8 protein-coding genes are annotated in these 13,214 nt (G+C 56.5%); all 8 read left to right on the plus strand.

The features are described 5' to 3' along the window. The first annotated feature begins 126 nt into the window (after window positions 1–126). A complete protein-coding gene (gntK, locus tag AC007G_RS15165; RefSeq protein WP_004868532.1) occupies window positions 127–657 on the plus strand; it encodes a gluconokinase in 531 nt (176 codons plus the stop codon). After that, window positions 657–1,997 carry a gluconate transporter gene (gene gntU / locus AC007G_RS15170; protein WP_032690426.1) on the plus strand — a complete coding sequence of 447 codons (1,341 nt, stop codon included), beginning with the start codon at window positions 657–659 and terminating at the stop codon, window positions 1,995–1,997. The genes gntK and gntU overlap by 1 nt, the downstream gene beginning before the upstream one ends. Window positions 1,998–2,423: 426 nt before the next feature. After that, window positions 2,424–3,530, plus strand: coding sequence for an aspartate-semialdehyde dehydrogenase (gene asd / locus AC007G_RS15175; RefSeq protein ID WP_004868528.1), 1,107 nt, complete (start codon window positions 2,424–2,426; stop codon window positions 3,528–3,530). A gap of 247 nt (window positions 3,531–3,777) precedes the next feature. Next, window positions 3,778–5,964, plus strand: coding sequence for a 1,4-alpha-glucan branching enzyme (gene glgB / locus AC007G_RS15180; protein WP_099973055.1), 2,187 nt, complete (start codon window positions 3,778–3,780; stop codon window positions 5,962–5,964). Continuing rightward, on the plus strand, window positions 5,961–7,937 hold the full coding sequence (gene glgX, locus AC007G_RS15185) for a glycogen debranching protein GlgX (RefSeq protein WP_032696910.1): 1,977 nt from the start codon (window positions 5,961–5,963) through the stop codon (window positions 7,935–7,937). Before glgB ends, glgX begins: the two co-directional genes overlap by 4 nt. A gap of 80 nt (window positions 7,938–8,017) precedes the next feature. Then, window positions 8,018–9,313, plus strand: coding sequence for a glucose-1-phosphate adenylyltransferase (gene glgC, locus AC007G_RS15190; RefSeq protein ID WP_479466620.1), 1,296 nt, complete (start codon window positions 8,018–8,020; stop codon window positions 9,311–9,313). Then, a complete protein-coding gene (gene glgA, locus AC007G_RS15195; protein WP_004868519.1) occupies window positions 9,313–10,746 on the plus strand; it encodes a glycogen synthase GlgA in 1,434 nt (477 codons plus the stop codon). Before glgC ends, glgA begins: the two co-directional genes overlap by 1 nt. A gap of 17 nt (window positions 10,747–10,763) precedes the next feature. After that, complete coding sequence (gene glgP, locus AC007G_RS15200; RefSeq protein ID WP_032690431.1) at window positions 10,764–13,211, plus strand: glycogen phosphorylase; 2,448 nt, start codon at window positions 10,764–10,766, stop codon at window positions 13,209–13,211. The last annotated feature ends 3 nt before the right edge of the window (window positions 13,212–13,214 follow it).

Here is a 13,214-nt window from a genome sequence, read left to right on the forward strand (position 1 = left end):
CCCTGAGTCCGGCATGACAATGTTACCGATAACAGTTACCCGTAACAATCAATCTGTATACGAGTCTTTCACGCTGTATTCTTGCAGCCAGTACGGCTTGGTATATGTGTCCAGTGGGAGGAAGCTTTGAGCACGACTAACCATGATCACCACGTCTATGTCCTGATGGGCGTTTCCGGCAGTGGTAAATCCGCTGTTGCCAGCGAAGTGGCGCATCAGCTGCATGCCGCGTTTCTCGATGGTGACTTTCTGCACCCGCGTAGCAACATCAACAAGATGGCCTCCGGCGAACCGTTAAACGACGATGATCGTACACCGTGGCTGCAGGCGCTGAACGACGCCGCTTTTGCCATGCAGCGTACAAATAAAGTCTCGCTGATCGTCTGTTCCGCTCTGAAAAAGAGCTATCGCGATATTCTTCGTAAGGGCAATCCGAATCTCTCTTTCGTCTACCTGAAAGGCGATTTCGACCTGATTGAAAGCCGTCTGAAAGCGCGTAAAGGCCATTTCTTTAAAACCCAGATGCTGGTGACCCAGTTTGAAACGCTGCAGGAACCAGGCGCAGACGAAGGCGATGTTTTAATCGTCGATATTGATCAATCGCTGGAAGGCGTGGTCGCGAGCACCATTGAGGTGATCAACAAAGGCAGTAACTAGTGAGTACATTAACGCTTGTTTTAACAGCAGTGGGCTCCGTTTTGCTGCTGCTGTTTTTAGTCATGAAGGCGCGTATGCATGCTTTCGTGGCTTTGATGGTGGTTTCTATTGGTGCCGGTCTCTTTTCCGGAATGCCGCTGGATAAAATTGCGGCGACGATGGAAAAAGGGATGGGCGGGACGCTGGGCTTCCTGGCGATCGTCGTGGCACTCGGGGCGATGTTTGGCAAGATTCTTCATGAAACCGGCGCTGTCGATCAGATTGCCGTCAAGATGTTGAAATCTTTCGGCCACAGCCGTGCTCATTACGCGATTGGCCTCGCCGGTCTTATCTGCGCGCTGCCGCTGTTTTTTGAAGTGGCGATCGTGCTGCTGATCAGCGTGGCCTTCTCCATGGCGCGCCATACCGGTACCAACCTGGTGAAACTGGTTATCCCGCTGTTTGCAGGCGTGGCGGCCGCGGCGGCGTTCCTGCTGCCCGGGCCGGCGCCGATGCTGCTGGCATCGCAAATGCATGCTGACTTTGGCTGGATGATCCTGATTGGTCTGTGTGCGGCGATTCCGGGAATGATTATCGCCGGGCCGCTGTGGGGCAACTTCATCAGCCGCTACGTTGAGCTGCATATTCCTGACGATATTAGCGAACCAAGCCTGGGTGAAGGCAAGATGCCGTCTTTTGCCTTTAGCCTGTCGCTGATTCTCCTGCCGCTGGTGCTGGTGGGGCTGAAAACCATCGCCGCGCGTTTTGTGCCGGTTGGCTCCAGCGCTTACGAATGGTTTGAGTTTATCGGCCATCCGTTCACCGCGATTCTGGTCGCATGTCTGGTGGCTATCTATGGTCTGGCGATACGTCAGGGGATGGCGAAAGATCGGGTGATGGAGATCTGCGGTCATGCGCTGCAGCCTGCGGGGATTATCCTGCTGGTTATCGGCGCCGGCGGCGTCTTCAAACAGGTGCTGGTTGACTCCGGCGTAGGGCCGGCGCTCGGTGAAGCGCTGACGGGCATGGGATTACCTATCGCCATTACCTGCTTCGTGCTGGCGGCGGCGGTGCGTATTATCCAGGGTTCTGCGACCGTTGCCTGCTTAACGGCCGTGGGGCTGGTCATGCCGGTCATCGAGCAGCTGAACTACAGCGGTGCGCAGATGGCGGCGCTCTCCATCTGTATCGCGGGCGGTTCCATCGTAGTGAGCCACGTGAACGACGCCGGTTTCTGGCTGTTCGGGAAATTTACCGGCGCCACCGAAGCGCAGACGCTGAAAACCTGGACGATGATGGAAACTATCCTCGGCACCACCGGTGCCATCGTCGGTATGATCGCGTTTACGTTGTTAAGCTAAACGCCGCTGAGATTGTCCGGCCGAGCGACGCGAGGCCGGGCAAATCGCCCCTCCAATAGCGCAAAAAAAACGTCTCTGCTGAGCGATGAGACGAAAGGATTAATCCTCATAAGGCCGTATCAGGCCTGGTTTTCTCCGCTTTCTCAACCGGCGCGATATCGCTAAATTTCTGCGCAGATCCATAATCCAGATCAATAAAAAAGCGGCGGAAAATATTCCCTTCCCACGACCATTTCCCCGATAATCTTTGCGGTTTTTCTGGGTACCGATGTCGGCAGAAACTGCGTTCAATAAGTTGCTTTTCTGATTGCCGCGCAATCATTGATTAATTTCACTTGCGACTTTAGCAGCATTTTGTAATGTGAGGGATGATCCAGCAGGAAACTGGCTAGGCACAAACAGCACACATCTCCCAGGAAATACGTTATGAAAAATGTTGGTTTTATCGGCTGGCGCGGAATGGTCGGCTCTGTACTCATGCAACGCATGGTTGAAGAGCGCGACTTCGACGCCATTCGCCCTGTTTTTTTCTCCACCTCTCAGCTGGGGCAGCCGGCTCCCTCTTTTGGTGGCAGCACCGGCGGTACGCTGCAGGACGCGTTTGATCTGGACGCGCTGAAGGCACTGGACATTATTGTGACCTGCCAGGGCGGGGATTATACCAACGACGTGTATCCGAAGCTGCGTGAAAGCGGCTGGCAGGGTTACTGGATTGACGCCGCCTCTTCGCTGCGCATGAAAGACGACGCCATCATTATTCTTGATCCGGTAAACCAGGATGTGATTACCGCCGGTCTGAATAATGGCGTGAAAACGTTTGTTGGCGGCAACTGTACCGTCAGCCTGATGCTGATGTCCCTCGGCGGCCTGTTTGCCCAGGATCTCGTGGAGTGGGTGAGCGTGGCCACTTACCAGGCGGCATCCGGCGGCGGGGCGCGCCACATGCGTGAGCTGCTGACCCAGATGGGCCAGCTGCATAGCCACGTGGCGACAGAGCTGGCGAACCCGGCGTCCGCCATTCTGGATATCGAACGCAAAGTGACGGCGCTGACCCGCAGCGGCGACCTGGCGGTGGATAACTTTGGCGTGCCGCTGGCAGGCAGTCTGATCCCATGGATCGACAAGCAGCTGGATAACGGCCAGAGCCGCGAAGAGTGGAAAGGTCAGGCTGAGACAAACAAAATTCTCGCCACCTCGTCAGTCATTCCGGTCGATGGCCTGTGTGTACGCGTTGGCGCGCTGCGCTGCCACAGCCAGGCGTTTACTATCAAACTGAAAAAAGATGTCTCTATCCCGACCGTGGAAGAACTGCTGGCCGCACACAACCCGTGGGCCAAAGTCGTACCGAACGATCGTGATATTACGATGCGTGAGCTGACCCCGGCCGCCGTCACCGGCACCCTGACCACGCCAGTGGGTCGTCTGCGTAAGCTGAATATGGGGCCGGAATACCTGTCGGCTTTCACCGTCGGTGACCAGCTCTTGTGGGGCGCCGCCGAGCCACTGCGACGCATGTTGCGCCAGCTGGCTTGATAACTGGATGAACAAAAAAGGGGGTGTTTTACACCTCCTTTTTTTTGCGTAATACAAGGAGTACACGCGGATGTCAGATTTTTCCAACGGAGGTAAGACAGCCTTGGCTATGCTTTAAGTAAGGAACGACAACGTTGCCTTACCTGAAGGTGGGACGGAGCAGGAGGATGCACAGTGTGCTGCACCGTTCAGGTCAAAAAAAGTCGCCAGATACAGGAAAGGGCGACACTTACAACAGGATGAAACCATGTCTAATCGTATCGATAGAGACGTGATTAATGCGCTTATTTCCGGCCATTTTGCGGATCCCTTTTCCGTACTTGGCATGCATCAAACCGATGCCGGGCTGGAAGTACGCGCATTATTACCCGATGCCACCGATGTATGGGTTATTGAACCGAAAACCGGGCGCAAAGTCGGCAAGCTCGAATGCCTCGACTCACGCGGATTCTTTAGCGGCGTTCTGCCGCGGCGAAAAAATCCTTTTCGTTACCAGCTGGCGGTCACCTGGCATGGCCAGCAAAATCTGATTGACGACCCTTATCGCTTTGGTCCGCTGCTGCAGGATCTTGATGTCTGGCTGCTGTCAGAAGGGACCCATTTGCGGCCTTATGAAACGCTGGGGGCGCACGCCGACACGATGGACGGCGTCACCGGCACGCGCTTTTCCGTCTGGGCGCCGAACGCCCGTCGGGTTTCCGTTGTCGGGCAGTTCAACTACTGGGATGGCCGCCGCCATCCGATGCGCCTGCGCAAAGAGTCCGGCATCTGGGAGCTGTTTGTGCCTGGGGCGCATAATGGCCAGCTGTATAAATTTGAACTGATTGACGCCCACGGCCATCTGCGCGTGAAGTCTGACCCTTATGCTTTTGAAGCGCAGATGCGTCCGGAAAGCGCCTCGCTTATCTGCAGTCTGCCGGAAAAGATCGAACAGCCGCAGTCCCGTAAACAGGCCAATCAGTTTGATGCACCGATTTCGATTTATGAAGTCCATCTGGGATCCTGGCGTCGCCATACCGATAACAACTTCTGGCTGAGCTACCGCGAACTGGCCGATCAACTGGTGCCCTACGCGAAGTGGATGGGCTTCACCCATCTGGAGCTGCTGCCGGTAAACGAACATCCGTTCGACGGCAGCTGGGGCTATCAGCCGACCGGGCTGTACGCGCCGACCCGCCGCTTTGGCACCCGTGAAGACTTCCGCTACTTCCTGAATGCCGCCCATGCCGCGGGTCTGAACGTCATTCTCGACTGGGTGCCGGGCCACTTCCCGTCGGATGACTTTGCGCTGGCATCGTTCGACGGTACCGCGCTGTATGAACACAGCGACCCGCGTGAAGGTTATCACCAGGACTGGAATACGCTGATCTACAACTACGGTCGCCGGGAAGTCAGCAACTTCCTGGTCGGTAACGCGCTGTACTGGATTGAACGCTTCGGGATCGACGCCCTGCGCGTGGATGCGGTAGCGTCAATGATCTACCGCGACTACAGCCGCAAAGAGGGTGAGTGGGTGCCCAATGAGTACGGTGGCCGGGAAAACCTCGAAGCGATCGAGTTCCTGCGCAATACCAACCGCGTGCTCGGCGAGCAGACGCCGGGAGCGGTCACGATGGCGGAGGAGTCCACCGACTTCGCCGGGGTTTCACGACCGTCTTCAACGGGCGGTCTTGGCTTCTGGTTCAAATGGAACCTCGGCTGGATGCATGACACCCTCGACTACATGAAGCTCGATCCCATCTATCGTCGTCATCATCACGACAAGATGACCTTCGGGATGCTCTACAACTACACCGAAAACTTCGTCCTGCCGCTGTCACACGATGAAGTGGTTCACGGCAAAAAATCGATTCTTGACCGGATGCCCGGCGATGCCTGGCAGAAGTTTGCCAACCTGCGCGCCTACTACGGCTGGATGTTTGCTTTCCCGGGGAAAAAACTGCTGTTTATGGGCAATGAATTTGCCCAGGGGCGGGAATGGAACCACGACGGTAGCCTGGACTGGCATCTGCTGGAAGGCGGCGATAACTGGCATCACGGCGTCCAGCGCCTGGTACGCGATCTGAACCATACCTATCGTCACCATAAAGCGCTGCACGAGCTGGATTTTGACCCCTATGGCTTTGAATGGCTGGTGGTGGACGATCATGAGCGCTCGGTATTTGTCTTCGTCCGTCGCGATAAGGCCGGCAATGAGATTATCGTTGCCAGCAACTTCACGCCGGTGCCGCGTCACGGCTATCGGTTCGGGATTAACCAGCCAGGGCGCTGGCGTGAAGAGCTGAACACCGACTCGATGCATTACCACGGTAGCAACACCGGTAACGGCGGCATCGTGGAAAGTGAGGACATCGCCAGTCACGGGCGTGAGCATTCTCTCTCGATTACGCTACCGCCGCTGGCGACCGTCTGGCTGGTACGGGAGGCAGAATGACGACACTGGCGGCCGGAAAACCCTCGCCATTGGGGGCAAGCTATGACGGAAAGGGGGTGAATTTCACGCTCTTTTCCGCCCATGCCGAGCGAGTGGAGCTCTGCGTGTTTGATGCACAAGGCAATGAGCAGCGGTTCGATTTACCTGCGCGCACGGGCAATATCTGGCACGGCTGGCTTCCTGCCGCCGGGCCGGGTCTGCTCTACGGCTACCGTGTGCATGGGCCGTGGGATCCGGCGCAGGGGCACCGCTTTAATCCGGCCAAACTGCTGCTCGACCCGTGCTGTCACCGGGTTGAGGGCGTACTGCCCGATGATGAGCGTCTCCACGGAGGCGATCTTTTTCCCGATCATCGTGACAGCGCGGCGATTGCGCCAAAGTCGCAGGTTGTGGATCTGCGTTACAACTGGCAGAACGATGCGCCGCCGGGGACCCCCTGGGGCCAGACGGTTATCTATGAGGCCCATGTTAAAGGGCTGACCTGGCTGCATCCCGGGCTGCCGGAGTCGATTCGCGGCACCTATAAAGCGCTGGGTCACCCGGTGATGATCGATTACTTCAGGACCCTTGGTATTACGGCGCTGGAGCTGATGCCGGTGGCGCAGTTTGCCAGCGAACCGCGCCTGCAGAGAATGGGGTTAAGCAACTACTGGGGCTATAACCCAATGGCGATGTACGCGCTCGATCCGCGCTATGCCAGCGAGCCTGCGCGTGCGCTGGATGAGTTTCGCGATGCGGTAAAGGCGCTGCACGCGGCGGGTATTGAAGTGATCCTCGACGTAGTGCTGAACCACAGTGCTGAAATTGATCTTGAAGGGCCGACCTTCTCTTTGCGCGGAATCGATAACCGTAACTATTATTGGATCAGAGAAGACGGGGATTACTACAACTGGACCGGCTGTGGAAATACGCTCAATCTCAGCCAGCCGGACGTGGTGGAGTATGCCCGCCAGTGTCTGCGGTTTTGGGTCGATGAGTGCCACGTCGATGGTTTTCGCTTTGATTTGGCCTCGGTGATGGGACGCACGCCGGAATTTCGCCAGGATGCGCCGCTGTTTGAAGCGATCCGTAACGATCCGCAGCTGGCGGCCGTGAAGCTGATTGCTGAACCCTGGGATATTGGCGCCGGTGGCTATCAGGTGGGGAACTTCCCACCGCTGTTTGCCGAATGGAATGACCATTTTCGCGATGTCGCCAGGCGCTTCTGGTTACAACAAAGCGTCTCATTGGGCGAGTTTGCCCGGCGTTTTGCTGCGTCCAGCGATCTCTTTTCGCGTAACGGTCGCCAGCCCGCTGCGGCGGTGAACCTGATCACCGCCCACGATGGCTTCACCCTGCGCGACTGCGTTTGTTTCAATCAGAAACATAATGAGGCGAATGGTGAAGAGAATCGCGATGGGACTAACAATAACTACAGCAGCAATCATGGTATAGAGGGAACAGGGGGGAGTCTTGATGTGCTTGAGCGGCGTCGGGACAGCGTTCATGCCCTGCTCTCGACGCTGCTGCTGGCGCAGGGCACGCCGATGCTGCTGGCGGGTGACGAGCATGGTCATAGCCAGCACGGCAACAATAACGCCTATTGTCAGGACAACGCATTGACCTGGCTTGACTGGAACCAGGCAAATAGCGGGCTGACGGCATTTACCGCCGCGCTCATTCATCTGCGTCGATGCATACCGGCATTAACCAGTAACCACTGGTGGCAGGAAGGGGACGGCAATGTTGTTTGGCTAAACCAGTATGCGCAACCGTTAACTGCCGATGAATGGCAGCACGGCACCGCGCGTCTGCAAATTTTGCTGTCTGGCCGTTGGTTAATGACGGTGAATGCCACCCCAGAGGTGGCACATATGGAATTACCTGAGGGGGAGTGGCACGCCGTTCCTCCTTTCGCCGGAGAGGATAATCCGGTCGTCATGGCTGTCTGGCATGGGCCCGCGCACGGAGTGTGCGTATTTCAAAGGTCGTAAGCCCTGAAGCTTCCGGTTGCACTCGCGGCCGCTGCGCGGTGAGAGGGACAGGAAGGCTGGGATGTCAAAAGGAGTTAATCATGGTTAGGCTAGAAAAGAACGATCCGTTGATGCTGGCGCGTCAGCTCCCCATCAAAACCGTTGCGTTGATTCTTGCGGGTGGACGCGGTACCCGGCTTAAGGACTTAACTATTAAGCGTGCAAAACCGGCTGTCCATTTCGGCGGTAAGTTTCGCATAATTGATTTCGCATTATCTAACTGCATTAACTCAGGTATTCGCCGCATCGGCGTCATCACCCAGTATCAATCGCACACTCTGGTGCAACATATCCAACGCGGCTGGTCGTTTTTCAGCGAAGAAATGAACGAGTTCGTCGATTTACTGCCAGCGCAACAGCGGGTGCATGGCGAAAACTGGTATCGCGGCACGGCGGATGCGGTGACGCAGAACCTCGATATCATTCGTCGCTACAAAGCGGAGTATGTGGTGATCCTCGCCGGCGATCATATTTACAAGCAAGACTACTCGCGCATGTTGATCGATCACGTCGAAAAAGGGGCTCGCTGCACCGTGGCCTGTATGCCGGTGCCCATCGAAGAGGCATCCGCCTTTGGCGTTATGGCGGTGGATGAAAGCGATAAAATTATCCAATTCGTCGAAAAACCGGCGACGCCGCCGGCGATGCCGAGCGATGAGACCAAATCGCTGGCCAGCATGGGGATCTATGTCTTTGATGCGGATTATCTTTATGAACTGCTGACTGAAGATGATAACGACGAAAACTCCAGCCACGATTTCGGCAAAGATATTATTCCGAAGATAACCGAAGCTGGCATGGCTTATGCACATCCATTCCCGCTCTCCTGCGTGCAGTCTGACCCGGATGCGGAACCGTACTGGCGCGATGTGGGTACGCTTGAAGCCTACTGGAAAGCGAACCTGGACCTGGCTTCGGTGACGCCGGAGCTGGACATGTATGATCAGAACTGGCCGATTCGCACCCATATGGAGTCTCTGCCGCCCGCGAAGTTCGTTCAGGACCGCTCGGGGAGTCACGGTATGACGTTGAACTCGCTGGTTTCCGGCGGCTGTATTATCTCCGGCTCCGTGGTGGTGCAATCGGTGCTGTTCCCGCGCGTGCGCGTGAATTCATTCTGTAATATTGATTCGGCAGTCTTATTGCCAGAAGTGTGGGTGGGGCGCTCATGCCGCCTGCGCCGCTGCGTAATCGATCGTGCCTGCGTGATTCCTGAGGGCATGGTGATCGGCGAACACGCGGAAGAGGATGCGCGTCGGTTCTACCGTTCAGAGGAAGGCATCGTGCTGGTTACGCGTGATATGTTGCGGAAGTTGGGGCATAAACAGGAGCGATAATGCAGGTCTTACATGTATGTTCAGAGATGTTCCCGCTGTTAAAAACCGGCGGTCTGGCGGATGTGATCGGCGCGCTACCTGCGGCGCAAATCGCTGAAGGTATTGATACGCGCGTGCTGCTGCCGGCGTTCCCGGACATTCGCCGTGGCGTCACCGATGCGCAGGTGGTGACGCGGCGGGATACTTTTGCCGGACGCATGACGCTGCTGTTTGGTCACTATAACGGCGTGGGGATCTATTTGATTGATGCCCCGCATCTCTACGACCGCCCAGGGAGCCCTTACCACGATACCAACCAACATGCTTACACCGACAACGTGCTGCGTTTTGCGCTGCTGGGTTGGGTAGGTAGCGAGATGGCCTGCGGGCTGGACCCTTTCTGGCGTCCTGATGTCGTGCATGCTCACGACTGGCATGCGGGCCTGACTCCAGCCTATCTGGCCGCGCGTGGACGACCGGCGAAATCGGTCTTTACGGTACACAATCTGGCCTATCAGGGGATGTTCTACTCCTGGCACATGAATGAGATCGAACTGCCGTGGTCGTTCTATAACATGCATGGCCTGGAGTTCAACGGCCAGATCTCGTTCCTCAAGTCCGGGCTCTATTACGCCGATCATATTACGGCGGTCAGTCCGACCTACGCGCGGGAAATAACCGAACCGCAATTTGCCTACGGCATGGAAGGGCTGCTGCGTCAGCGCCAGCACGAGGGGCGGCTATCGGGGATCCTGAACGGCGTGGATGCGGGCATCTGGAACCCGGAGAGTGACCTGCTGTTGGCGTCGCGTTATGACCGCGATCGCCTTGAGGACAAAGCGGAGAACAAGCGCCAGCTGCAAATCGCGATGGGGCTGAAAGTAGACGACAAAGCCCCGCTGTTCGCCGTGGTCAGCCGTTTGACCAGCCAGAAAGGGCTGGATTTAGTTCTCGAAGCGCTGCCGGGCCTGCTTGAGCAGGGGGGGCAACTGGCGCTGCTTGGCGCAGGGGACCCGGTACTCCAGGAAGGTTTCCTCGCTGCGGCCGCCGAGCATCCGGGCAAAGTCGGCGTGCAGATTGGTTATCACGAGGCCTTCTCACACCGCATCATGGGGGGCGCCGACGTGATTCTGGTTCCCAGCCGTTTTGAGCCCTGTGGCTTAACACAACTGTATGGCCTGAAGTACGGCACGCTGCCGCTGGTGCGGCGTACCGGTGGTCTGGCGGATACCGTGACCGACAGTTCGCTGGAAAATCTGGCCGATGGCGTGGCCAGCGGTTTTGTCTTTGAGGACAGCAATGCACTATCGCTGCTGCGGGCAATTCGGCGCGCGTTCGTGCTGTGGTCGCGCCCGTCGCTCTGGCGTTACGTTCAGCGTCAGGCGATGAATATGGATTTTAGCTGGCAGGTCGCGGCGCACTCTTATCGCGAACTTTATCAACGCTTGCTGTAACCACAGGAGTCATTGCGATGAATGTACCCTTTAGCTATGCATCACCCACGCTGAGCGTTGAGGCGTTAAAGCACTCTATTGCCTATAAGCTGATGTTTATCATTGGTAAAGATCCGGCCATCGCCAATAAGCATGAGTGGCTCAACGCCACGCTGTTTGCCGTCCGCGACCGTATGGTGGAGCGCTGGCTGCGCTCGAATCGCGCTCAGCTTTCTCAAGAAGTACGCCAGGTTTATTACCTGTCGATGGAATTTCTGATTGGCCGTACGCTTTCGAACGCCTTGCTGTCGTTGGGCATCTACGAAGATGTGAACAGCGCGCTGGAAGAGATGGGGCTGAACCTTGAAGAGCTGATTGACGAAGAGAATGACCCGGGGCTGGGCAATGGTGGTCTTGGGCGCCTGGCCGCCTGTTTCCTCGACTCGCTGGCGGCGCTGGGCCTGCCTGGCCGTGGTTACGGTATCCGCTATGACTACGGGATGTTTAAGCAAAACATCGTTGACGGGCGGCAGAAAGAGTCCCCGGATTACTGGCTCGAATACGGCAACCCGTGGGAATTTGAACGGCATAATACGCGTTACAAAGTGCGCTTTGGCGGACGCATTCAGCAGGAAGGTAAACAGGCGCGCTGGGTTGAAACCGAAGAGATCCTGGCGGAAGCCTACGATCAGATTATCCCGGGCTTTGATACCGACGCGACCAACACGCTCCGTCTGTGGAGCGCCCAGGCCAGCAGCGAGATTAACCTCGGTAAATTTAATCAGGGTGATTACTTCGCGGCGGTAGAAGATAAAAACCATTCCGAAAACGTCTCCCGGGTACTGTATCCGGACGACTCGACCTACTCCGGGCGCGAGCTGCGTCTGCGGCAGGAATATTTCCTTGTCTCCGCGACGGTGCAGGATATTCTCAACCGCCATTATCAGCTGCATAAAACCTTTGCTAACCTGGCAGACAAAATTGCGATTCACCTCAACGACACCCATCCGGTGCTGTCGATTCCGGAGCTGATGCGCCTGCTGATTGACGAGCATAAGTTCGGCTGGGATGAGGCGTTTGAAGTCACCTGCCAGGTCTTCTCCTACACCAACCATACGTTGATGAGTGAAGCGCTCGAGACCTGGCCTGTCGATATGCTGGGGAAAATTCTGCCGCGCCATTTGCAGATTATTTTCGAGATCAATGACTACTTCCTGAAGACGCTGCAGGAGCAGTATCCCAATGATACCGCGCTGCTGAGTCGCACGTCGATTATCGACGAATCCAACGGCCGTCGCGTGCGCATGGCATGGCTGGCGGTGGTGATTAGTCATAAGGTGAACGGCGTTTCCGAACTGCACTCCCGGCTGATGGTGGAGTCGTTGTTTGCCGACTTCGCGACGATTTTCCCGATGCGCTTTATTAACGTCACTAACGGCGTGACGCCGCGCCGCTGGCTGGCGCTGGCGAATCCGCCGTTGTCGAAGGTGCTGGACGAGAACATCGGCCGTACCTGGCGTACCGATCTGAGCCAGCTCAAGGAGCTGGAGCAGCATATTGACTATCCGACGGTGAATCAGGCCGTACGTCAGGCGAAGCTGGAGAACAAGCAGCGGCTGGCAAACGTGATTGCCCATCAGCTGAATGTGGTGGTGAACCCGAAAGCGCTGTTTGACGTGCAAATCAAACGTATCCACGAATACAAACGTCAGCTGATGAACGTCCTGCACGTCATTACCCGCTACAACCGTATTAAGGCCGATCCTGACGCCGAATGGGTGCCGCGCGTGAATATCTTTGCGGGTAAAGCCGCCTCCGCTTATTACATGGCCAAGCACATTATTCACCTCATTAACGATGTGGCGGCGGTGGTGAACAACGATCCGCAGATTGGCGATAAGCTAAAAGTGGTGTTTGTCCCGAACTACAGCGTTAGCCTTGCGCAGCTGATTATTCCGGCGGCGGATCTTTCTGAGCAGATCTCGCTGGCAGGTACGGAAGCTTCCGGAACCAGTAATATGAAATTTGCGCTTAACGGCGCCTTGACCATCGGTACCCTGGACGGCGCGAACGTCGAGATGCTGGAGCACGTGGGCGAGGATAATATTTTTATCTTCGGCAATACCGCGGAACAGGTGGAGGCGTTGCGTCGTAACGGCTACAAGCCGCGGGAATTTTACGAACAGGATCCGGAACTGCATCAGGCGCTGACGCAAATCGGTACCGGACTGTTCAGCCCGTCGGAGCCGGGTCGCTATCGCGATCTGCTGGATTCGCTGATCAACTTCGGTGACCATTATCAGGTGCTGGCTGATTACCGTAGCTATGTGGATTGCCAGGATAAGGTGGATGAGCTGTATCGTCATCCGGAAGAGTGGGCGATGAAAGCGATGCATAATATCGCCAACATGGGCTATTTCTCTTCTGACCGTACGATTCAGGAATACGCCGACCATATCTGGCATATCGACCCGGTAAGGCTGTAGCCG

This window comes from Klebsiella sp. CSG-1, assembly GCF_056521145.1.